At 54.6% G+C, this 20,633-nt stretch carries 23 protein-coding genes; 11 read left to right on the top strand and 12 right to left on the bottom strand.

The window, feature by feature from the left end; all coding sequences use genetic code 11:
• Positions 1-22: 22 nt before the first annotated feature.
• The 10 genes from CYQ09_RS05985 (at position 23) to CYQ09_RS05940 (ending at position 7,915) form a co-directional block, all read left to right on the top strand.
• Positions 23-931, top strand: a complete 909-nt coding sequence (locus CYQ09_RS05985) for a lysophospholipid acyltransferase family protein (protein WP_106744455.1) — start codon at positions 23-25, stop codon at positions 929-931.
• Positions 909-1,721 carry a glutamate racemase gene (locus tag CYQ09_RS05980; RefSeq protein ID WP_106744454.1) on the top strand — a complete coding sequence of 271 codons (813 nt, stop codon included), beginning with the start codon at positions 909-911 and terminating at the stop codon, positions 1,719-1,721. Before CYQ09_RS05985 ends, CYQ09_RS05980 begins: the two co-directional genes overlap by 23 nt.
• 34 nt (positions 1,722-1,755) lie before the next feature.
• Positions 1,756-2,784 carry an N-acetyl-gamma-glutamyl-phosphate reductase gene (gene argC / locus CYQ09_RS05975; RefSeq protein WP_106744453.1) on the top strand — a complete coding sequence of 343 codons (1,029 nt, stop codon included), beginning with the start codon at positions 1,756-1,758 and terminating at the stop codon, positions 2,782-2,784.
• Positions 2,781-3,248 carry a cytochrome c maturation protein CcmE gene (gene ccmE / locus CYQ09_RS05970; protein ID WP_106744452.1) on the top strand — a complete coding sequence of 156 codons (468 nt, stop codon included), beginning with the start codon at positions 2,781-2,783 and terminating at the stop codon, positions 3,246-3,248. The genes argC and ccmE overlap by 4 nt, the downstream gene beginning before the upstream one ends.
• Positions 3,249-3,293: 45 nt before the next feature.
• Positions 3,294-3,905 carry a holin-associated N-acetylmuramidase gene (locus tag CYQ09_RS05965; RefSeq protein WP_106744451.1) on the top strand — a complete coding sequence of 204 codons (612 nt, stop codon included), beginning with the start codon at positions 3,294-3,296 and terminating at the stop codon, positions 3,903-3,905.
• The gene (locus tag CYQ09_RS05960; protein ID WP_106744450.1) at positions 3,896-4,384 is read left to right on the top strand and encodes a holin family protein; all 489 of its coding nucleotides are present in this window, start codon (positions 3,896-3,898) and stop codon (positions 4,382-4,384) included. Before CYQ09_RS05965 ends, CYQ09_RS05960 begins: the two co-directional genes overlap by 10 nt.
• Positions 4,377-4,580, top strand: coding sequence for a hemolysin XhlA family protein (locus tag CYQ09_RS05955; protein WP_106744449.1), 204 nt, complete (start codon positions 4,377-4,379; stop codon positions 4,578-4,580). Before CYQ09_RS05960 ends, CYQ09_RS05955 begins: the two co-directional genes overlap by 8 nt.
• 81 nt (positions 4,581-4,661) lie before the next feature.
• A complete protein-coding gene (locus tag CYQ09_RS05950) occupies positions 4,662-6,632 on the top strand; it encodes a heme lyase CcmF/NrfE family subunit (RefSeq protein WP_106744616.1) in 1,971 nt (656 codons plus the stop codon).
• Positions 6,629-7,069, top strand: coding sequence for a cytochrome c-type biogenesis protein (locus CYQ09_RS05945; protein WP_106744448.1), 441 nt, complete (start codon positions 6,629-6,631; stop codon positions 7,067-7,069). Before CYQ09_RS05950 ends, CYQ09_RS05945 begins: the two co-directional genes overlap by 4 nt.
• A 69-nt stretch (positions 7,070-7,138) precedes the next feature.
• Complete coding sequence (locus tag CYQ09_RS05940) at positions 7,139-7,915, top strand: enoyl-CoA hydratase-related protein (protein WP_106744447.1); 777 nt, start codon at positions 7,139-7,141, stop codon at positions 7,913-7,915.
• Here CYQ09_RS05940 and CYQ09_RS05935 read toward each other — a convergent pair.
• From CYQ09_RS05935 to gltX, 4 genes are all read right to left on the bottom strand, one after another.
• Positions 7,900-8,409: a DUF2087 domain-containing protein gene (locus CYQ09_RS05935; RefSeq protein ID WP_106744446.1), complete on the bottom strand. Its 510-nt coding sequence runs from the start codon at positions 8,407-8,409 to the stop codon at positions 7,900-7,902. The genes CYQ09_RS05940 and CYQ09_RS05935 overlap by 16 nt on opposite strands.
• Before the next feature lie 158 nt (positions 8,410-8,567).
• The gene (locus CYQ09_RS05930; RefSeq protein WP_106744445.1) at positions 8,568-9,071 is read right to left on the bottom strand and encodes a GNAT family N-acetyltransferase; all 504 of its coding nucleotides are present in this window, start codon (positions 9,069-9,071) and stop codon (positions 8,568-8,570) included.
• A gap of 76 nt (positions 9,072-9,147) precedes the next feature.
• Entirely contained in the window at positions 9,148-10,443 is a 1,296-nt protein-coding gene (locus tag CYQ09_RS05925) for a citrate synthase (RefSeq protein ID WP_106744444.1), read from the bottom strand.
• 95 nt (positions 10,444-10,538) lie between these two features.
• Entirely contained in the window at positions 10,539-11,933 is a 1,395-nt protein-coding gene (gene gltX / locus CYQ09_RS05920; protein ID WP_106744443.1) for a glutamate--tRNA ligase, read from the bottom strand.
• Between the two features lie 48 nt (positions 11,934-11,981).
• Here gltX and CYQ09_RS05915 point away from each other — a divergent pair, with 48 nt between their 5' ends.
• Positions 11,982-14,117 carry a ComEC/Rec2 family competence protein gene (locus CYQ09_RS05915; RefSeq protein WP_106744442.1) on the top strand — a complete coding sequence of 712 codons (2,136 nt, stop codon included), beginning with the start codon at positions 11,982-11,984 and terminating at the stop codon, positions 14,115-14,117.
• A gap of 19 nt (positions 14,118-14,136) precedes the next feature.
• Here CYQ09_RS05915 and lexA read toward each other — a convergent pair whose 3' ends face one another.
• The 8 genes from lexA to CYQ09_RS05875 all read right to left on the bottom strand — a co-directional run bounded on the left by lexA (position 14,137) and on the right by CYQ09_RS05875 (position 20,518).
• Positions 14,137-14,823: a transcriptional repressor LexA gene (lexA, locus tag CYQ09_RS05910; RefSeq protein WP_106744615.1), complete on the bottom strand. Its 687-nt coding sequence runs from the start codon at positions 14,821-14,823 to the stop codon at positions 14,137-14,139.
• An 88-nt stretch (positions 14,824-14,911) separates the two neighbouring features.
• The gene (locus CYQ09_RS05905) at positions 14,912-16,084 is read right to left on the bottom strand and encodes a molybdopterin molybdotransferase MoeA (protein WP_106744441.1); all 1,173 of its coding nucleotides are present in this window, start codon (positions 16,082-16,084) and stop codon (positions 14,912-14,914) included.
• Positions 16,081-17,010 (bottom strand): GIY-YIG nuclease family protein, encoded by a 930-nt coding sequence (locus tag CYQ09_RS05900; protein ID WP_106744440.1) that lies wholly within the window; start codon positions 17,008-17,010, stop codon positions 16,081-16,083. Before CYQ09_RS05900 ends, CYQ09_RS05905 begins: the two co-directional genes overlap by 4 nt.
• Positions 17,007-17,483 carry a cyclic pyranopterin monophosphate synthase MoaC gene (gene moaC, locus CYQ09_RS05895; protein ID WP_106744439.1) on the bottom strand — a complete coding sequence of 159 codons (477 nt, stop codon included), beginning with the start codon at positions 17,481-17,483 and terminating at the stop codon, positions 17,007-17,009. Before moaC ends, CYQ09_RS05900 begins: the two co-directional genes overlap by 4 nt.
• The gene (gene trpC / locus CYQ09_RS05890) at positions 17,483-18,289 is read right to left on the bottom strand and encodes an indole-3-glycerol phosphate synthase TrpC (RefSeq protein WP_106744438.1); all 807 of its coding nucleotides are present in this window, start codon (positions 18,287-18,289) and stop codon (positions 17,483-17,485) included. Before trpC ends, moaC begins: the two co-directional genes overlap by 1 nt.
• Positions 18,286-18,927, bottom strand: a complete 642-nt coding sequence (locus CYQ09_RS05885; RefSeq protein ID WP_106744437.1) for a uracil-DNA glycosylase — start codon at positions 18,925-18,927, stop codon at positions 18,286-18,288. Before CYQ09_RS05885 ends, trpC begins: the two co-directional genes overlap by 4 nt.
• Entirely contained in the window at positions 18,927-19,940 is a 1,014-nt protein-coding gene (gene trpD, locus CYQ09_RS05880; RefSeq protein ID WP_106744436.1) for an anthranilate phosphoribosyltransferase, read from the bottom strand. The genes CYQ09_RS05885 and trpD overlap by 1 nt, the downstream gene beginning before the upstream one ends.
• Positions 19,937-20,518, bottom strand: coding sequence for an anthranilate synthase component II (locus tag CYQ09_RS05875; protein ID WP_106744435.1), 582 nt, complete (start codon positions 20,516-20,518; stop codon positions 19,937-19,939). Before CYQ09_RS05875 ends, trpD begins: the two co-directional genes overlap by 4 nt.
• Positions 20,519-20,633 lie beyond the last annotated feature (115 nt).

The raw sequence follows: 20,633 nt of genomic DNA, 5'->3' as shown, positions 1-20,633 counted from the left end.
GATTTTGATCAGGCCCGAGTAAATGGCGAAAAAAGAACGCGAAGTCGCACGCGACATATCCTACGCGACCTCAGTAAAGGGACGCGGTAGCCGAACTCTTGTGCGCGTGATGGAAAACGCGACGGGCCGCTTGCAGCTTATCCGCAAAGCGCGTGGTTACGATCTTGATGTGGCCTCAGGGAAGGATTTTTGGGACGTTATTACAAGGCGTTACGGGCTAGACCTTAACGTAATTTCAGGGTCTGTTGAAAACATTCCTGCGACTGGTCCCGTCATTGTTGTTGCCAACCATCCCTATGGGATTCTTGATGGGCTTATGCTGGGCCGGATCATGTCACAGCGCCGCGATGGCGACTTTCGGGTTTTGGCGCATCGTGTGTTTCGTCGATCACCCGATCTAGAGCGGGTGATCTTGCCGATCTCGTTTGATGAGACGAAAGAGGCGGCGAAGCTGAATTTGGCCACCCGCGCCGAGGCCGTGCGCTATTTGTCCGCAGGCGGGGCGATTGGTGTGTTTCCGGGCGGTACGGTATCCACCGCCGCGACCCCTTTTTCTGCACCCATGGATCCGGGCTGGCGGACGTTCACCGCCAAGATGATCGCAAAATCAGGCGCGACTGTCGTTCCGATTTTCTTTGAAGGGGGCAATAGCCGTCTGTTCCAATTGGCTAGCCATATTCACAACAACTTACGCATGGGTCTTTTGATCCGAGAGTTCAAAGCCCGCGTGAATAAACCCGTTCGGGTGGTCATCGGTGACCCGATATCCCCGGACGCGCTGTTGCCCTATAAAAAAGACCCCAAAGGATGCATGGATTTCCTGCGTAAAGCCACGTATGACCTAAGCCCAAGCCCTATAGACTCAAGTCGTTTGGGGCATGAATTTGAGGCAAAATACAAGGTGCGTGATGGCCGTCGGGATTTTCGATAGTGGGCTAGGTGGGCTGACAGTACTTGATGCTGTTGCAAAGCGGTTGCCCGATGTTCCTCTTGTTTATTTGGGTGATAGTGCGCATGCGCCTTATGGTGTGCGGACCCCTGATGATATCTACAACCTGACAACCGCCGCGACGACGCGTCTGTTTGATGCTGGTTGTGATTTGGTCATTTTGGCCTGCAATACGGCGTCTGCCGCTGCACTGCGCCGGATGCAAGAAAGCTGGGTGCCCAAAGACAAACGTGTGCTGGGTGTGTTCGTTCCGATGATCGAAGCACTGACAGAACGCCAATGGGGCGATAATTCGCCACCGCGTGAAGTCGCCGCCAAACACGTCGCGCTTTTTGCAACCCCGGCAACAGTGGCAAGCCGCGCGTTCCAGCGAGAGCTCGCGTTTCGTGCAATTGGTGTCGATGTAGAGGCCCAAGCCTGTGGTGGTGTCGTCGATGCCATCGAAGACGGGGATATGATCCTTGCCGATGCATTGGTGCGGTCCCACGTTGATGCGCTGATGCGTAAGATGCCGTCGCCAGACGCCGCGATCTTGGGATGTACCCATTATCCGTTGATGGAAGCAGAATTTCAGGCGGCCCTTGGCCCGGATGTCAAAGTCTTTAGTCAGGCCAACTTGGTTGCCGACAGCCTTGCCGATTATTTGGCCCGTCGCCCTGAAATGGTGGGGCCGGGTACGGATGCGGCATTCCTGACGACTGGCGACCCGAAAAAGGTATCGGCGCGTGCGACGCAGTTCCTGCGACGACAGATCACCTTTACTGCAGCCTGATCATACCTAAATATAGTCCCAAAGGGATAATACTATGACTTACAATGTCGCCATTCTTGGAGCTTCTGGCTATACCGGGGCAGAGCTTGTCCGGTTGATTGCTACTCATCCAAGCCTGAATATTGTCGGGCTTTCCGGTAACTCCAAAGCCGGCATGGCGATGGCCGATGTGTTTCCGCATCTGCGTCATGTCGACTTGCCTGTGCTAACCACAATCGAAGAGATGTCATTTGATGGTGTGGACCTTGTGTTCTGTGCTTTGCCGCATGCCACATCGCAGGCCGTGATTTCAAAACTGCCAATACATCTGAGAATCGTGGACCTATCTGCCGATTTCCGGCTGCGTGATCCGGCCGCCTATGAAAAATGGTACGGTAAACCTCACGCGGCAGTCGAGATGCAGAAAGAGGCGGTTTACGGCCTAACTGAATTCTACCGCGATGACATCAAGAACGCGCGCTTGGTTGCCGGCACAGGGTGTAACGCGGCCACTGGGCAATACGCATTGTGTCCGTTGATCGCCGCTGGGGTGATTGACCTTGACCAGATTGTACTGAACCTGATGGCTGCAGTGTCGGGCGCAGGGCGTAGCCTGAAAGAAAACCTGCTGCACGCCGAACTGTCCGAAGGGGCGCATGCCTATGCGGTTGGCGGCACCCATCGCCATTTGGGTGAGTTTGATCAAGAGTTCAGCGCTATTGCTGGTCGCCCGGTGAATATCCAATTTTCGCCGCATCTGATCCCTGCGAACCGGGGCATCTTGGCGACGACATATGTGCAGGGCGATCCGCAGGTGATCTATGACACCCTTGCTGCCGCCTATGCGGACGAGCCGTTTATCGTGATGCTCCCAATGGGGCAGCACCCGTCGATCAAGCACATTCGTGCGTCGAACTTCTGCCATATCGGCGTTGTTGCTGATCGTATTCCCGGCCGTGCCATCGTGATTGCCGCTTTGGACAACCTGACCAAAGGATCGTCGGGGCAGGCGTTGCAAAACGCGAACCTGATGTTGGGACTGCCAGAGACCGAAGGTCTGATGATGGCACCTGTGTTCCCATGAGCGGCTTAAAGAGCCTCAAAAAGCGTCGTCGCGTTCAGGTCATCGGCATCGCCGGTGCCTGTGTCGCGGCGATTTTGACCGCCTTGTGGTTCTTGCCTGATGACAGCTTCCAATACTTCCGTTCTCCAAGCGAGGTAGTCGCCGCACCTCCGTCACCAAATGAGCGTTTCCGTATTGGTGGGCTGGTCGAGGCGGGCACTCTGGTGCGTGGTCAAGGGCAAGAGATCACATTTTCCGTCACTGACGGCGGCGCATCAATCAACGTTGCGTATTCTGGTATCTTGCCGGACCTTTTTGACGAAGGTCAGGGGATGGTCGCGCAGGGGAATTACATTAACGGTCGCTTTGAAGCTGTTGAAATTCTTGCTAAACATGATGAAACATACATGCCAAAAGAAGTGCTTGATGCGCTGAAAGAACAGGGCACGTATGTTGCACCGGACGGTACTGCGGTAACGAATTAACTTATCTAGCGCAGCCTCTGTGTCGCACAGACATGAGGGCTGCCGATGCAAAGCATTACCGAAATTGCCACCGAAATTGTCGCCCGCGAAGGCGGCTATGTGAACGATGCAGATGACCCCGGCGGGGCGACCAAATACGGCGTCACTGTTCATACCCTGCGCAGGCTTGGGATGGATTTGACCGGCGACGATCAAGTCACAGAGGCTGACGTTCGTGTTCTGACCCGTGCTCATGCGGTTTCTATTTTTGTCGAACACTACTTTCACGCGCCCAAGATCGACAAGCTGCCTGTCGCAATTCAGCCGTCTGTTTTTGATATGTACGTGAATGCCGGTGCGAACGCTGTGCGGATACTCCAGCGCCTTTTAAACGATATGCGCATTGAGGTTTCCGTAGATGGGGTCATCGGGCCTCAGACGATTTCGGCGGCTAGACGCGCGATTGGCGCAGCGCCTGATCATCTGGTCGATGCCTACGGAATTGCCCGTCGTAACTACTATTACGATCTTGCTGGTCGCCGACCCGCGAGCCGCAAATACGCGCGGCGGCGTGATGGTGGTAAGGGCGGGTGGATCACGCGTGCCGAGGAATTCATCAGCGAGCGTTATCACCTGACCGAGACGCAACATCGTGAAAGGACAGCGCAATGGGTTTGATCGCCGGTTTGATGACATTCTTATTTGGTGACGGCCGCAATGTCGTATCTGAGGCTGCAGAGGTGTTTCGTGAAAACGCAGAAGCGCGGGCTGTTCGTAATGCGAATGCGCGGTCAGAAAGCCTGCAACAGTTTGCGTCAGAGTTTATTCATCCCCGACGCGGGCTGTTTGATCGTTTTGTTGACGGGTTGAACCGTTTGCCGCGCCCTTTTCTGGCGCTTGGTACGATCTGGCTGTTTGTCGGCGCAATGGTAAACCCCGAGGAATTTAGCCGTGGCATGGAGGGGCTTGCGCTCGTGCCTGAACCGCTTTGGTGGTTGATGACAGCGATTGTCAGTTTTTATTTTGGTGCGCGGCATCAGGTGAAGGGGCAAGAATTCCAAAGATCTATCGCGGCCACAATGGCAGTTGCAGAGGCACGCAAGCCAGTAAGAAACGATAACCCAGCATTGGCCGATTGGCAGTCCACAAATGGATAAAGATTGGTTCGACGACGTTAGCCGCCGGATAACGGCACTTGAAACCCGTAACGCCGTTGATGAAGTGCACAGGGAAAACGTGTCGGATCGTCTGGGTGCGATTGAAGACACGTTGAAGTGGCTTGTCAGGCTAATGATCGGTGGCTTTTTGATGGGGGCGTTAACCTACGCATTACAAGGTGGTCTGCGCATCTAAGCCAAAGTAGCGGCAATATGTATCGGGGATTTGACCGGGTTCCCATGTTGCCGATGAACCATTTCGGTTATGCATGTTGTTATGATTACAGAACTTGGACATTTCGCACTGATTCTAGCCTTTGGCGTTGCTATCTTTCAGATGGTAATCCCGATGATCGGTGCACACCGCAATAACCCTTCTTGGATGGCTGTTGCCGAACCCGCGGCCATCACGCAGTTTCTGCTTGTGGCGATTTCGTTCGGTGCGCTGACGTGGGCCTTTGTGACGTCAGACTTTTCACTGCAACTCGTCTACGCGAACTCGCACATGGATAAGCCGATGATCTATAAGATCAGCGGCGTTTGGGGGAACCACGAAGGCTCTATGCTGTTGTGGCAACTGATCCTGACGCTGTTTGGGGCAAGCGCGGCCGTTTTCGGCGGTAACCTTCCTGACCGGCTGCGGGCGCGTGTGTTGGCGGTACAGGCCTCGATTGCCGTCGCGTTCTTTGCGTTTATCCTGTTCACCTCTAATCCGTTTTTGCGTCTGGCGGTGCCACCGTTGAACGGGCGCGACCTGAACCCGCTGCTCCAAGACCCCGGCCTCGCGTTTCACCCGCCCTTTCTTTACCTTGGGTATGTGGGGCTAAGTATGGCGTTTTCCTTTGCAATCGCGGCGCTGATTGAAGGCAAAGTTGATGCCGCATGGGGGCGCTGGGTGCGCCCATGGACGCTGGCCGCTTGGGTATTCCTGACGCTGGGGATCGCTTTGGGGTCTTGGTGGGCCTATTACGAATTGGGCTGGGGCGGATTTTGGTTCTGGGACCCAGTTGAAAACGCATCCTTTATGCCTTGGCTTATTTCAGCGGCATTGCTGCATTCTGCTATCGTGGTGGAAAAACGTGAAGCGTTGAAAAGCTGGACGATCTTGCTTGCGATCTTGGCGTTCGGGTTTTCTTTGCTAGGGACGTTCATCGTGCGGTCTGGGGTGCTGACATCGGTCCATGCGTTTGCGAATGACCCGGCGCGCGGCGTGCTTATCCTGATTATTCTGGCTGTTTTCCTAGGCGGGGCGCTTACGCTGTTTGCTGTGCGTGCGGGTTCGATGGAATCCAAAGGTGTGTTTTCTCCGGTCAGCCGCGAAAGCGCGTTGGTTCTGAACAACGTCCTGCTGGCCGTCAGCTGTTTTGTTGTTTTCATAGGAACGATCTGGCCGCTTGTTGCGGAAATGCTGTTCGGTCGGACATTATCCGTCGGTCCCCCATTCTTTGAGGCCGCGTTCACGCCCTTTATGGTGGTGCTCGCGTTGGTTCTGCCGATTGGTTCAATCCTTGCTTGGAAGCGGGGCAGCCTGTCCCGCGCTACAAAACCTTTGCTGCCATGGTTTGTTTTGGCGATTGCACTGGGCTTGCTCTCCTATGCTGTTCAAAGTGGGCGTTCCGCGATGGGGCCGATCGGTGTTGCACTTGGTGCTTGGGTCGTAGGCGGTGCGCTAGCTGATATTTGGATGCGGAGTGGTCGTGGCGGTTGGCTGGATCGCCTTGGCCGAATGCGGCGTTTGCCGCGCGCCGACTGGGGCAAAGCATTTGCGCATATGGGCATGGGCGTCACGATTTTTGGTATCGCTGCAATGATGGCGTGGGAAATAGAAGACATCCGCGTGACTGATATTGGCGACCGTTGGGACGTTGGGCAGTTTAGCTTTACCCTTGATGATGTACGCCGCGTCGAAGGGCCGAACTATGTGACGACAATGGCCGATATGAGCGTCTGGCGTGGGGGCAAGCAGCTGACTGTACTGACGCCGGAAAAGCGGTTCTATCCGGTTGCGAAAATGCCGACGACAGAAGCCGCTATTCGCAACGGTATCCTGCGCGATATCTATGTTGTCATCGGTGATCCGCAGGTGGATGGTGGCTACGCGGTACGCGTTTACGTCAAACCATTCGCGAACTGGATATGGGGTGGGGCGCTGTTAATGGCGCTTGGTGGTTTCGTTTCCTTGTCTGACCGTCGCCTGCGCGTTGGCGCGGCATCCGCAAAGAAAACAAACATGGTGCCCGCAGAATGAAACGTTTGATCCTGATCTTATGTATTCTTTCGGGGCCTGCATTTGCGGTTGAGCCGTCAGAAATTCTGGATGACCCCGCACTAGAAGAGCGCGCGCGTGAATTATCGCAGGGGCTGCGTTGCCCGGTTTGTCAGAATGAAACCATCGATGAATCGAATGCGACCCTTGCCCAAGAACTGCGCATCGTTTTGCGTGAACGGCTGGTCGCTGGTGATACCGATGAAGAGGCTGTCACCTATATGGTGAGCCGCTACGGGGAATATGTTCTGCTGCGTCCAGATGCGCGCGGTGCAAACCTGATCCTCTGGTTAGCGGCCCCTTTGATGCTGCTGCTTGCGCTTTGGGTTGGGATAACCGCCATTCGCCGTCGGAACATCGCACCAGAGCCGCTAAGCCAAGACGAAGAAGAAGCGCTCGAAAAAATCCTGAAACAGTGACGCCCCGTCGTGCTTTGCGTGGCGCGTTACTCGGATACTGTATGCGCAACGCAGACAGAGGATACGCGCATGGATTATCAAGCAATCACATATAAGATCACCGAAGGCGTGGCCTACATCACGCTGAATCGGCCTGCTTTGATGAATGCGTTGAACACGCAGATGCGGCTTGAGATTACGCATGCGTTTAACGACGCAGAGCAAAACGCGCGTGCTGTCGTCATGACGGGTGCGGGTGCATCTTTCTGTTCGGGTCAAGATTTGGCCGATGCCGCGGCGGGCGGGATCATCGACATGGAAGCCACCCTGCGCGATGAATACGTCCCGATGCTCAAGTCGATCTTTGATTGCAAGATCCCAACCATCTGCGCCGTGAACGGGCCAGCGGCAGGGGCAGGGGCGAACCTTGCTTTGGCCGCTGATGTAGTGATCGCGTCCGAGGATGCGTATTTTGTCCAGGCCTTCACCCGCATTGGTCTGATCCCAGATGCAGGTGGTACATATTGGCTGCCGCGCCAAATTGGGGCGGCACGTGCGATGGGTTCAACGCTTTTCGCTGATAAAGTAAGCGCCAATCAGGCCCGTGACTGGGGCATGATTTATGAAACCGCACCAGCGGTTGAATTTGAAGCACATATCAAATCTCGGGCGCAGCAGTTGGCGAATGGTCCAACCGTCGCCTACGAACAGCTAAAAAAGGCCATTCGCGGGTCATTGGAAAACACATTGGACGAGCAGCTAGCCGTTGAGGCCAAGCTGCAAGCCGTTTGTGGCAACACACATGATTTCAAAGAAGGCGTCACAGCCTTCCTTGAAAAGCGCGCGCCCCGCTACGAAGGGCGCTGAACCTGCGCAAGTAGGGCAAGCGCGTCCGCTGGGGGCGCTTGTTCAATCCGGCGATAGGTTTTTCCATCGGTTGTGCGTGTCACAAGGCGGTGGTCGATTAATGACCGCCGCAACAGTGCATGATCGCCAAAACTGTGACCCGCTTTCAGTATATCGTTGACTTGCGCTTCACTTAGATCCTGCTTGGCCGGTAAAGCAGCCCAGAATACCCATAGGCACAATCCCTGCACCGAAGTCTGCTGCGGCCAGCGCGTCATGATATCATCGTCAAAGACCCGCAGCGCCTTTTCTAGCGTGCGTGTGCTGGGTTCTTTGGCTAATGTCGGCGTTTCAGACTTTAAGTGCTGATAATTTTCGTATCCTGCAGCCTTAGCGACCAGTGACAGCATCTTTGCATGCCCCGGAAAACTGTCTTGCTGCTGCAACGCGCTTCGCAACGCTTTGGTAAATGCGGATAAGTCGCGGATCGCGATTTGTTGTGTTTGGCGTGGCATATTTTGCCCCTACAATCTGTGCCGGAACCCAGTTTGGTCTGATGGTCGCCCTTGTCGCCCGGCTGATTGAAAGGTCAGCGGTCTATTCTGCCAATGTCAGGTTTAGCGTGATCTAAGCGGATCGGCGACGCCTTGGTGAACTGATGACCAAGACAACGCTAACGCTTTCCATCGTGGCGCGGCAAGACAAAATACACGCTGTCGGACCAAATGCCGTTTATGCAAAACGTGTTCTTCTCGCGGTGTGTTTCAGTAAACCCCAAGCGATGAAGTAACCCGACAGAGGCCACATTTAGTGGGTCGGCTTCGGCGATTAGTTCGGAGTGATCAGTCGTATCAAATAGATATGCGGTCACGGCTTGCATAGCCTCGAATACATAACCCTTGCGCCAGTGGTCGGGGTGCAAAATAAATCCGACTTCGTTGTCACGATGGTTTCCGACATTTCCGATGTAGATGTCGTCTAACGTGATCTGAAAATAGGTTGGGCTATCTTGCCACGACGCGATGAAGCGATCGACCAGCGTTTTGGTTATTGATTTATCCGCATGCGGGGCGGTTGACCAATAGTTCATCGCGCGGGGATCACGATATAGCGCGTACATTGCATCTAAATCGTCAAGACGCGGCTCACGAAGGACAAGGCGGTCAGTGGTTAGCATCACGGATTAGCCATTTTATGTCTCGCTGGGAACTATGTGCCAGATAAAAAAGGCCACCCGAAGGTGGCCTAATCATTTAGCGTTTTTCGATGTCGATGTAGTCGCGGGCGGTTTCACCAAGATACAACTGACGAGGACGACCAATTTTTAGCTGTGGATCAGCAAGCTGTTCTTTCCACTGGGAAATCCAACCAACAGTCCGTGCCAATGCAAAGATCGGTGTGAACATGGATGTTGGAAAACCCATCGCTTCGAGAATGATGCCCGAATAGAAATCAACGTTCGGGAACAGTTTTTTCTCAGCGAAATACGGATCTGCCAGCGCTTGCTTTTCCAGCTCCATTGCGACCTGCAGCAGTGGGTTGTCTTCCACGCCAAGCAGTTCAAGAACTTCGTCAGCAGACTGTTTCATCACGGTCGCGCGTGGGTCAAAGTTTTTGTAAACGCGGTGGCCAAAGCCCATCAAGCGGTAGCTGTCGTTCTTATCTTTCGCACGGGCGATGAATTCAGGAATGCGGTCAACAGTGCCGATTTCCTTAAGCATTTCCAGACATGCTTGGTTCGCACCACCGTGGGCAGGACCCCAAAGACATGCGATACCAGCAGCGATACATGCAAACGGGTTCGCACCAGAAGAAGACGCCAGACGCACAGTCGAAGTTGATGCGTTTTGTTCGTGATCCGCGTGCAGCGTAAAGATACGATCCATCGCGCGGGCCAGAATTGGGTTCACGTTGTATTCTTCGGCAGGGACCGAGAAACACATGTGCAAGAAGTTCGCAGCGTAATCCAGATCGTTGCGTGGATATACGAACGGCTGACCGATCGAGTACTTATAGGCCATCGCAGCGATTGTTGGCATCTTGGCGATCAGGCGGATCGAAGCGACCTCGCGCTGGTGCGCATCGTTGATGTCAGTGGAATCGTGGTAGAATGCAGACATCGCACCAACAACGCCGACCATTGTCGCCATCGGGTGTGCATCACGACGGAAGCCACGGAAGAAGTTGTGCATCTGCTCGTGAATCATCGTGTGGTTGGTCACCAAACGTTCGAATTTCTCAAGCTGTGCTGCGGAGGGTAGTTCACCGTAAAGCAGCAGGTAACACACTTCGAGATAATGAGACTGGCTTGCCAGCTGGTCGATCGGGTAACCGCGGTGAAGCAGTTCACCTTTATCGCCGTCGATGAATGTGATCGTGCTGTCGCAAGCTGATGTCGACGTAAAGCCGGGATCGTATGTAAATACGTCGGCTTGTGCGTAAAGCTTGCGGATGTCGATTACATCAGGGCCTGCCGTAGGGGAGTGGATCGGCAATTCGTATGTTTCGCCCTTAATGGTTAATTTCGCAGTATCTGTATTTTCAGCCATATTTCTTCCCCTTATATGGTGCGCACGACAAATCGTCGCCGGCGCATCTTTATTCGTCGGTGTTCCAGTTAACTGCCAATCGTAACGAATTGGTTTCAGTCGCTGGCGTCTTGAAGTCTGGCAATCGTTTCCTCTTGCCCCAAGACCAACATCATATCGAACACACTTGGTGAGACAGCACGCCCTGCGAGCGCCGCACGAAGCGGCCCAGCAAGTTTGCCAAGTTTCGTATCGTGAGCTTCGGCAATGGACGTGACGATCCCTTCTAAGGTGTCACGCGTCCAGCTAGCATTTTGCAACTGCGGCGTCAATTCCGACAGTATACCACGGGATACATCATTCAGTTGTGCCTGCGCTTTTTCATCCAGATCAAGAGGCCGCGGTGCTAGAGAAAAATGTGCTTTTTCAATGAGTTCTGGTAAGGTTTTTGCGCGTTCTTTTAGGCAGTACATTGCGCGCAAGAGACGATCAGATTGTACTTCTGTTAGGGGCGATTGGCCAACAGATGCTAGATATTCATGCACTTCCTGCAGCAGTGCAGCATCGTCAGTCACGGCAATGTGTTGACCACAGATGTTTGCAAGCTTCTTAAAATCAAAACGGGCAGGAGATTTGCCAATTCCATTTAGGTCAAACCATTCGCGGGCCTGCTCATCCGAGAAGAATTCATCGTCTCCATGGCTCCAGCCTAGACGAGTGAGATAGTTGCGCATGCCTGCGGCGGGATAGCCCATTTGCTGATACTCTGCGGCACCAGTCGCGCCATGGCGCTTCGATAGTTTTTTGCCATCTGGGCCAAAAATCAACGGAATATGGGCAAGGACGGGTTTGTCCCACCCCATGGCCTCATAGATCAGGTTCTGACGGAAGGAGTTGGCAAGATGGTCATCACCACGGATGACATGTGTCACACCCATATCATGGTCATCGACGACAACGGCCAGCATATAAACTGGGGTGCCATCAGATCGCAGCAGGATCATGTCATCTAGTTGGTCATTTGACCAAGTAACGTCACCTTGTACTTCGTCATGTAGGGTCGTTTTGCCTGTGCGCGGTGCCTTTAGGCGGATGACGTAGGGCAGGTCAGGATGATCTGCCTCTGGAACATCGCGCCAAGGTGACTGGAACAGCGTCGATTGTTTTTCTGCACGCGCGTTTTCGCGGAATGCTTCGATTTCGTCTTGGGTGCTAAAGCACTTGTAGGCATGATCATTGGCAAGCATTTCCAGCGCGACTTCGGTATGACGGGGCGCGTTCGCGGCTTGGCTGGTTGGTTCGCCGTCCCAATCAAGACCAAGCCAAGTCAGACCATCTAAAATCGCCTGTTTGTTTTCATCCGTTGATCGTGACTGGTCCGTATCTTCGATGCGCAGCAGAAATGTACCATTGTGGCCGCGGGCATAAAGCCAGTTGAAAAGTGCAGTGCGCGCACCACCGATATGCAATGCACCAGTGGGTGACGGGGCGAAACGTGTGACGACTGACATGGAGAATTAACCTTTCGCTAACCAGCTTTCCGGTAGTGTCCGGATTGAATGGGGGATACGAAACTGCGGGGTAAAGAACAAGTGCGCACCGCTTTTCTTGATGCACTTCTGGCACAACGTGGTGGGCTGATTGGCTGGGTTCCTGTTTGCCTCGGCATTGGGATTGGCACCTATTTTTCGCTTTCTCACGAACCTAACCAAGCGACCATGGCGGGCGTCTGGCTTGTGGCGATTATCTTGCTGTTGATATCGCGGTGGGTTCATCCGGCACTGGCGCCCTTTGTTGTCGGTTGCTCACTTATCCTTGCAGGTGCCGCGATCGCCGAATGGCGGACCGCCCACGTTGCCGAACCAGTACTTGGTTTTCGGTACTATGGGCCGATTGAGGGGCGTGTGGTTAATATTGATAGGTCTGCAAGTGACGCACCTAGATTAACGCTAGATAACGTTGTGCTTGCGCGTATGTCGCCGGCTCGTACACCTGCGCGGGTACGCGTCTCGGTTCATGGCGACCAAGTGATCCATAGCTTTCAGCCGGGCGAAACCTTGATCCTTACCGGGCATCTATCGCCGCCAGCGGGTCCGGCCGAACCCGGTGGTTTTGATTTTCAACGACATGCGTGGTTTCTGGGGCTGGGTGCTGTTGGTTACACCCGTACACCCGTTTTGCGACTGACCCCGCCGCGTGACCCAACATTGGCGATGCGCGTGTTTGCCACAAGGACGAAATTATCCAGCTACGTCCAAGGGGCGATCCCGGGCGAGTCAGGGGCATTCGCTGCTGCAATCATGACAGGGGATAGATCCGCGATGCGCCAAGAAACGCTGGCGAATTTACGTGCCGCGAATCTCGCGCATTTGTTAGCGATTTCCGGCCTGCACATGGGGTTGCTAACTGGGTTCATCTTTGCGCTTGTCCGCTATGGACTGGCGCTAAGCGCGACGATATCGCTTCGGTATCAGACCAAGAAAATCGCGGCCGTCTGTGCATTAGTTGTCGGTGCATTCTATTTGGCGCTTTCTGGCGGCAATGTCGCGACCGAACGCGCATTTATTATGGTTGCGGTGATGTTGGTAGCGGTGCTGTTGGACCGTCGCGCGTTAACGTTGCGGGCCGTGGCAATGGCTGCGATCATTGTGCTGCTATGGCAGCCAGAGGCGCTTACCGGGCCGGGATTTCAGATGTCTTTTGCTGCGACGACAGCGCTGGTGGTGGTCTTTGGCGCATTGCGTCGCTTTGACATGTCACGCTGGCCGAAATGGCTGCGTGCTGTGTTTTCTGTCGTTTTGTCATCTTTTGTAGCGGGGCTCGCGACTGCGCCCTTTGCTGCGGCGCATTTCAATCAGGTCGCACATTTTGGGCTCATCGCGAACTTGCTCAGCGTGCCATTGATGGGCGTTCTGGTCATGCCCGCAGCCGTTCTGGCGATCTGCCTTGCGCCGCTTGGGCTGTCGGGCATCGGTTTTGCGTTCATGTCTTTTGGTTTGCGCTGGATCTTGTGGGTTGCCGAAACCGTTTCCAGCTGGGACGGGGCTGTCGGGCATATTGTTGCCCCAGGACCTTGGGTTTTGCCATTACTTGCAATGGGTTCGCTTTGGGGCGTGCTGTGGCGTGGAAGGGCACGATTTGCTGGCGCGATACTAGTGATTTGCGCAGCCGTGTCATGGTCGCAGGCCACCCGACCGCAGCTATTGATCGCTGACAGTGGTGCTTTGATTGGCGTTTTGGGGGCGCAGGGACGTGCATTGTCCAAGGCGACTGGCGATAGCTTTGTCGCCCGAATCTGGCTCGAAAATGATGGTGCGGTGACCGAGCAAGAGATCGCTTCAGGCCGCCCCGGGTATCATCGTGACGGGAGAGCCGTGCGGGTTCAGATTGGGGATTGGACGGTGTTTCAGGTTTCAGGAAAAACTGCGCTTGCGGCATTGGACGGATGTGATGGCGCGGACGTGATTATCAGCAATCAGAAGGACGACGCCGATCGACCGTGTGCCGTTTTTGATATCGACAGGCTGCGACGTACTGGTGCGCTTGCCTTAGATACAAATGAACACGGTGACCTCGTCGTCACGACGGCCCAAGATGTCGCCGGCGATCGTCCGTGGAATGCCGGGCCAGAAATGACAGGTGGCCATATGGTCCTGACCCAAGAAAACAAAAAGGGCCGCCAGAGCGACCCTTGACGCAGCGTGAATACTCTACTCAGTAGGTGCGGATTAGCCCGACCAGCCGCCCTTGAACCTTGACCTGATCATCGCGGAAAACCCGCGTTTCATAGGCTGGGTTGGCCGCCTCTAGCGCAATCGCACCGCCGTTCCGGCGGAACCGTTTTAGCGTCGCTTCGTGACCTTCGACCAGCGCAACGACGATATCACCATTATCAGCAGCGGTGGTTTCACGGATCACAACAACATCGCCGTCGTTGATGCCCGCTTCGATCATGGAATCACCTTTAACTTCAAGCGCATAGTGATCGCCAGTACCCACCATTGACTGCGGGACCGAAACGTTATGCGATACTTGGCTAATCGCCTCGATAGGGACACCAGCGGCGATGCGGCCCATCAGCGGAAGTTCGATCGCGCCATTATCAATCGGCATAGCCGTTGCAGGGGTGCTGTCGGGTTTGTCGCCGTCAATCACGCGTGGGGTAAATCCAGTTTTGCCCTGCATCGCGTCAGGTAGCTTAACGATTTCCAAGGCACGTGCGCGGTGCGCGAGGCGGCGAATAAATCCACGCTCTTCCAATGCTGTGATCAAACGGTGAATTCCCGACTTGGATCGCAGATCTAGAGCTTCTTTCATTTCATCAAAGCTAGGCGACACCCCGTCGCGCTGTACACGCTTGTGAATGAACTCTAGCAGGTCGAGTTGTTTTTTCGTCAGCATCGCATGTTCCCCTTGCAGGTTTTGCATATGTTCTATGCATGTTCCTGTTTTGTGTCAACTCTTGCTTTGGTGAGGTAAAGTCGCCAAGTCAGAGACGGATGATGTCGATTTCGTCGCCTGCGCTGCGAGCCGGGTCAGCAGCTGGGCGAACAGCAAGGCAATTTGCATTTGCGAGGACTGTTAACAGCGCACTGTCCTGACGGTCAAAGATGGTCACGCCGTTATGGTCAATATGGGCGCGGGTATAGTGTTCTCTGATTCCGTTTGGGCCAATGTCATGGGCAAGGGGGGCGGTTTCGCGCGGCGCAGCTGCTGTCCCTTGGCCAAGCATTTGGCGGATAACCGGCAACAAAAATATGTGCCCGCAAACCAAGGCAGAAACGGGGTTGCCCGGCAAGCCAAGCATAACAGCACTGCCCATAGGGCCCGCCATTAGTGGCTTGCCCGGACGCATCGCGATTTTGTAAAAGGATCGCTCCATTCCTTTGGCTTCAGCAACTTGTCCGACCAAATCATGATCGCCAACAGACGCACCACCAATGGTGACAATCAGATCTGCATCCGCTGCCAAATCAAAAGCTAATTCAAGCGCTGGAACATTATCGCGTGCGATTGGCAGCATACGGGCATGGCCACCTGCGCCTTCGACAAGGGCCGCCAAACCATAACTGTTCGACGCAATAATCTGGTCAGGACCCGGTGCTTCACCGGGCTGCACCAGTTCATCCCCAGTCGCAATAATCGCAACAACAGGGCGGCGGGCCACAGGAACCTGCGCAATATTCATCGCAGCAAGAAGCGCAACATCCGAAGCAGACAAGACACGCGGTGCCCTAATCTGGTCACCATTCTTAAAATCCGCACCAGCGGGGCGCACATAGGACTTCGTTTCCAATGTGTCGCGCAGCGTGATGGTGTCGTCGACCCTGTCAACGTCTTCTTGGATCACAACCCAATCAGTCCCGGCGGGCATTGGGGCCCCCGTGAAAATCCGGGCCGCCTGACCAGATTCAATGGCGCCAGTGAATGCGTGGCCTGCTGCGGCCTCTCCGATGACATCGAACGTTACGCCGGGGGCAACATCCACCCCTGCAACCGCGTAACCATCCATCGCAGATGCAGCAAAAGGGGGCTGATCACGACGTGCGGAAACATCTTGCACCAAGACACGTCCAAAGGCTTGCGTCAGTGGCACGGTTTCGGATGGTAAAGGCGAAACAAGGGCGAATAAGTGATTAAGTGCTTCGTTGACTGGGATCATATCAAGTTCATTCCTGAATCAATAGATGCCTGTTCCCATTCAGCGAATGTCTTTCCCGTTTTGACTTCCTTCCAAGATATTCGACCGTTAGTGCTATATCCATTAATGAAGTCGGCAGCCCCTGAAGGTGATTGAAACGAGTAGTTGTCGACAAATTCTAACCAGCCATCGTTTTCTATTATAGTGTGGGCATTTAGCAGTTGCTGACGCTTACGTGTTACACCGTCTGTGGATGATTTACCGACTGTAATCCGTGCTTTAGAACCATGTTGAACAATGAACTCGCCGCCTTGAAGCTTTGCGTATGCAAGGATTTCGCCACTACGGGTTGTTAGCTGGAAGGCCGGCATCAATGGGGGCCAGCTCTCCCCAACGTCCGAAGCTTTTGATGTGTCCGGTTGCTCTTGTAGTACCGCAGTGACTTTTTTCTGTAGAAATAGGTCCACCCTTATAGCTGGCAACACCATCATCAGGGTATCGATAAAGCTTTCCATATTGGCTTGGGCGGCTTCATTTAAGCTGCTGCGTGGCGGCGTGTTACCGTTTTCTAACGTTGTATGCGCAACATCACGTGCGATTTCTACCAGCCGTGATTCAAGATATTTGATGTGCGCCTTGTGCAGATTATTTGCAGCTGAACTAATTAAGATCGCGTCGTCCCACCAACCCTTGTTTGATACATGATCGCGTAGACGCACACGCATGTCCTCGGCTTCACCAATGTAGGCAAGCGGGCCATCTTTGGTTTCACCGAGCAGCACGTAGACACCTGTGAACCCAGCTTCGGGACGCATCAAAGCGTCTTTGATCTGTGTACGAGGCGCGCGCAGTACGTGTCCTGTCCAGCCGAAGACTTCGGCGGTCAGCATCCCATCAGCCCGACCGTCCACAAAGAAAAGTTCGAGAGAACGGCCCAATCGGTTCATGGGTTTTCAAGCCGTCCAGATTTTCCACCATCTTTGAGCGTGACCCGTATCCCGCCGATTTCGATGTCTTTTTGCACAGCTTTGACCATATCATAAACGGTCAAAGCTGTGGTGCTGACGGCTGTTAGGGCTTCCATCTCAACACCGGTTTGGCCGCCGGTTTTGACGGTGGCGCTGATTCGGATACCGGGGAGCGCTTCGTCCGGGGTCATTTCAATGGCGACCTTGGTGATGGGGAGCGGGTGACAAAGGGGGATCAGGTCGGCTGTTTTTTTTGCGCCCATAATCCCAGCTATCCGGGCGATCCCCAGAACATCGCCTTTGTCTGCGCGCCCTTCGACAATAAGGGCGAGTGTCTCAGACGCCATTTTAACGAAACCTTCAGCGACCGCGATACGTGCGGTGACAGGTTTGTCCGATACATCGACCATATGAGCTTTGCCGTCGGCATCAAAATGGCTGAGGCTTGACATCACATGCCTCCGGTCGCTGGGTTGGCAAGCAAGGTGCGTGTCGCAGTTGCAACGTCATCCTGACGCATCAGGCTTTCGCCGATCAGGAAGGTGCGCGCGCCGTAGCGGGCCATGTCGGCGAGTTCTTCAGAGGTATTCAGACCGCTTTCGCAGACGATTGTGCGATCTGCAGGCACGAGCTTTGACAGAGTGCGCGTCGTGTCTAACGTCGTTTCAAATGTCTTGAGATTACGGTTGTTGATACCCATCAGAGGGGATTTCAACAGGCTTGCGCGCTCCAGTTCTTCGGCATCGTGGACCTCAAGCAGGACATCCATGCCCCACTCATACGCGGCATCCTCTAGCTCTTGGGCTTGGGTGTCGCTGACCGAAGCCAAGATGATTAGGATGCAGTCGGCGTGCAATGCGCGGGCTTCTGCGACTTGATAGGTGTCGTACATGAAATCTTTGCGCAGGGCGGGCAGATCGACGGCGCTGCGTGCAGCGGTCAGGTAACTATCATCGCCTTGGAATGATGGGCCATCAGTCAGTACGGACAGACATGTCGCACCGCCGGCCTCGTATGCTTTGGCAAGTTCAGGTGGGTTGAAATCGGGGCGGATCAGGCCTTTGGACGGGCTGGCCTTTTTGATTTCAGCAATAAGCCCATATCCTTCGCGGGCCGCTTCTTGCAGGCGATCCGCAAACCCGCGGGTGGGGGGCGCATCTTTGGCGCGCGCTTCTATCTCGGACAATGGAACAGCGGCTTTGCATGCCGCAACATGTTCCAATTTATAAGTTTTGATTTTTTCGAGAATGTCGCTCATGGGTCCGCCCAGTTTATTGGCTCTTGCCCTTGATCAATAAGCCACTGGTTGGTCTTTGAAAATGGGCGCGAGCCGAAAAAACCACGATGGCAGGACAATGGGGAAGGGTGCGCTGATTTTAGTACCAGATGCTGTTCGCTGATGTGTTTGCTATAGGCCTGTGCCGGGCCACCCCATAGGATGAACGCGCGCGGCGCATCATCCAGCCGCTTGATCACTTCGACGACCAATTCCGACCAGCCAAGCTTGGCATGCGCCTTTGGTTTTCCGGGGGGCACGGTTAACGCTGTGTTCAGTAGCAAGACGCCTTGATCCGCCCAGTCCTGTAGCCCAGTCTTAGTGCGTTTTTGATCCAGATCGCTGTCTATCTCTTTGAAAATATTGCCAAGACTATCAAGCCGCCCGCCAAAGTTATCGGGAATTGAAAAGGCCAGTCCGTCAGCTTTGCCGGGCGTGTGGTAGGGGTCTTGGCCAATAATCACGACGCGGGTCTGATCTGGTTGGCAACGCTCTAACGCTGCAAATGTCAGCGCCGGTGGCGGAAGTACATCGGCGTCAAGCTTGGCTGTCAGAGCGGGAAGGTCGTCACTAAAAAACGGTAAATCGGCCCAACTGCCCAGGCGACCAAGATCAAACATCAGGACGATGTGATCCGCGCGAGCGTTTCAACGGCGTGCTTTGCTTTACCGGCATCAATGCTTTCGCGGGCAATTTCGACGCCTTCGGGCAGGGTGGCGGCCTTATCCGCGACGACAAGCGCGGCGGCGGCATTAAACAGCACGGCATCACGGTAGGCACCCGTTGAGCCATCTAGCAATGCGCGCATCGCATCGGCGTTCTCTTCAGGCGTCCCACCGATAAGGTCGCGGAAATTGTGGACGGGTAGGCCCGCATCCTCGGGGTGGATTTCACGCGATGTGATTTTGCCATTCTCAAGAGCGGCTACAGCGGTCGTGCCACAGATCGTGATCTCGTCAGTGCCGTCGCTACCGTGCACAAGCCACGCTTTTTCAGTGCCAAGCTGTTGCAGCGTTTCCGCCATTGGGTGGATCAAGTCGATCGCAAACGCGCCTGTTAACTGACGTTTCACGCTAGCCGGATTAGTAAGCGGCCCCAAGATGTTAAAGATCGTTTTACACCCCAATTCTATGCGAACTGGACCAACATGTTTCATGGCTGGGTGGTGCATGGGCGCCATCATAAAGCCGATGCCAGCCTCGGCAATTGCACGCTCAACCACCTCAGGACCAACCATCACGTTGATCCCAAGCGCACTTTGCACATCTGCAGTGCCGGATTTAGACGATAGGTTGCGGTTACCATGTTTCGCAACGGGCACCCCGGCGCCCGCCACAACAAACGCAGTCGCGGTTGAAATGTTCAGCGTGTGTTTACCGTCGCCTCCCGTGCCAACGATATCCATCGCGCCTTCGGGGGCTTTTACCGGTACGCAATGCGCGCGCATGACGGCAGCAGCGGCAGCATATTCAGCAACGGATTCACCACGCGTTCGCAGCGCCATCAGGAATCCCGCGATTTGGGCTGGTGTTGCCGCACCTTCGAACAGATATCCAAAGGCCTCCTCAGCTTGGGCACGCGAAAGCGGACCTTCGGATGCGGCATAGATCAGTGGCTTCATCGCGTCGGTCATGCTGAAACCTTTGCCATTTCAAGGAAGTTGTTCAACAACTTGTGCCCGTGCTCGGATTTGATGCTTTCAGGGTGGAACTGGACGCCGTGGATTGGCAGCGTTTTATGCTGCAGGCCCATGATCGTACCGTCATCAAGTTCTGCTGTGATTTCAAGACTATCGGGCAGGGTTTCGCGTTCAACGATAAGAGAATGATAACGGGTTGCATCAAACGGGCTAGGCAACTCAGCAAACAGGCCTTTACCGGTATGTTTCATGGCCCCCATTTTGCCATGGACGATCTCGTGACAGCGGACAACATTGCCGCCAAAGGCCTCGCCAATCGCTTGGTGGCCCAAACAGACGCCCATTAATGGCATTTTTGTCTCAGCCGCAGCATGGACGAGCGACAAGCAAATACCAGCTTGCGCAGGGTCACACGGACCCGGCGATAACATGATCGCATCGGGGCGCAACGCCATGGCTTCTTGAACATTAAGCGCGTCGTTGCGGCGGACAACGACATCAGCGCCCAGTTCGCCCAAGTAATGAACAAGGTTGTAGGTGAAGCTATCGTAGTTATCTATCAGCAAAAGCATGACAAAATCCCGTGCAGGTCGAATTAGGGCTACCGTCCCCCCCGTGGCTGACGGTATAATCACGGCCATACATGGGCCGGGACGCGGGGCAGCGTCAAGGTCGAACGACGTGATT

Source organism: Yoonia maritima (assembly GCF_002933395.1).
GTDB classification, from domain to species: domain Bacteria; phylum Pseudomonadota; class Alphaproteobacteria; order Rhodobacterales; family Rhodobacteraceae; genus Yoonia; species Yoonia maritima_A.
The sequence above is the reverse complement of the archived record's forward strand: the minus strand, read 5'-3'. Positions and strand labels throughout refer to the sequence as shown.

What these genes read in the sequence shown, in the direction of transcription:
- argC (WP_106744453.1), top strand. Translation starts at nt 1,756, where the DNA reads ATGACTTACAATGTCGCCATTCTTGGAGCTTCTGGCTATACCGGGGCA.
- CYQ09_RS05985 (WP_106744455.1), top strand. Translation starts at nt 23, where the DNA reads ATGGCGAAAAAAGAACGCGAAGTCGCACGCGACATATCCTACGCGACC.
- moaC (WP_106744439.1), bottom strand. Translation starts at nt 17,483, where the DNA reads ATGTCAAGCCTCAGCCATTTTGATGCCGACGGCAAAGCTCATATGGTC.
- trpD (WP_106744436.1), bottom strand. Translation starts at nt 19,940, where the DNA reads ATGACCGACGCGATGAAGCCACTGATCTATGCCGCATCCGAAGGTCCG.
- ccmE (WP_106744452.1), top strand. Translation starts at nt 2,781, where the DNA reads ATGAGCGGCTTAAAGAGCCTCAAAAAGCGTCGTCGCGTTCAGGTCATC.
- CYQ09_RS05940 (WP_106744447.1), top strand. Translation starts at nt 7,139, where the DNA reads ATGGATTATCAAGCAATCACATATAAGATCACCGAAGGCGTGGCCTAC.
- CYQ09_RS05915 (WP_106744442.1), top strand. Translation starts at nt 11,982, where the DNA reads ATGGGGGATACGAAACTGCGGGGTAAAGAACAAGTGCGCACCGCTTTT.
- gltX (WP_106744443.1), bottom strand. Translation starts at nt 11,933, where the DNA reads ATGTCAGTCGTCACACGTTTCGCCCCGTCACCCACTGGTGCATTGCAT.
- CYQ09_RS05905 (WP_106744441.1), bottom strand. Translation starts at nt 16,084, where the DNA reads ATGATCCCAGTCAACGAAGCACTTAATCACTTATTCGCCCTTGTTTCG.
- CYQ09_RS05950 (WP_106744616.1), top strand. Translation starts at nt 4,662, where the DNA reads ATGATTACAGAACTTGGACATTTCGCACTGATTCTAGCCTTTGGCGTT.
- CYQ09_RS05945 (WP_106744448.1), top strand. Translation starts at nt 6,629, where the DNA reads ATGAAACGTTTGATCCTGATCTTATGTATTCTTTCGGGGCCTGCATTT.
- CYQ09_RS05955 (WP_106744449.1), top strand. Translation starts at nt 4,377, where the DNA reads ATGGATAAAGATTGGTTCGACGACGTTAGCCGCCGGATAACGGCACTT.
- CYQ09_RS05980 (WP_106744454.1), top strand. Translation starts at nt 909, where the DNA reads ATGGCCGTCGGGATTTTCGATAGTGGGCTAGGTGGGCTGACAGTACTT.
- trpC (WP_106744438.1), bottom strand. Translation starts at nt 18,289, where the DNA reads ATGAGCGACATTCTCGAAAAAATCAAAACTTATAAATTGGAACATGTT.
- CYQ09_RS05930 (WP_106744445.1), bottom strand. Translation starts at nt 9,071, where the DNA reads ATGCTAACCACTGACCGCCTTGTCCTTCGTGAGCCGCGTCTTGACGAT.
- CYQ09_RS05935 (WP_106744446.1), bottom strand. Translation starts at nt 8,409, where the DNA reads ATGCCACGCCAAACACAACAAATCGCGATCCGCGACTTATCCGCATTT.
- CYQ09_RS05900 (WP_106744440.1), bottom strand. Translation starts at nt 17,010, where the DNA reads ATGAACCGATTGGGCCGTTCTCTCGAACTTTTCTTTGTGGACGGTCGG.
- CYQ09_RS05965 (WP_106744451.1), top strand. Translation starts at nt 3,294, where the DNA reads ATGCAAAGCATTACCGAAATTGCCACCGAAATTGTCGCCCGCGAAGGC.
- CYQ09_RS05925 (WP_106744444.1), bottom strand. Translation starts at nt 10,443, where the DNA reads ATGGCTGAAAATACAGATACTGCGAAATTAACCATTAAGGGCGAAACA.
- CYQ09_RS05960 (WP_106744450.1), top strand. Translation starts at nt 3,896, where the DNA reads ATGGGTTTGATCGCCGGTTTGATGACATTCTTATTTGGTGACGGCCGC.
- CYQ09_RS05885 (WP_106744437.1), bottom strand. Translation starts at nt 18,927, where the DNA reads ATGTTTGATCTTGGTCGCCTGGGCAGTTGGGCCGATTTACCGTTTTTT.
- CYQ09_RS05875 (WP_106744435.1), bottom strand. Translation starts at nt 20,518, where the DNA reads ATGCTTTTGCTGATAGATAACTACGATAGCTTCACCTACAACCTTGTT.
- lexA (WP_106744615.1), bottom strand. Translation starts at nt 14,823, where the DNA reads ATGCTGACGAAAAAACAACTCGACCTGCTAGAGTTCATTCACAAGCGT.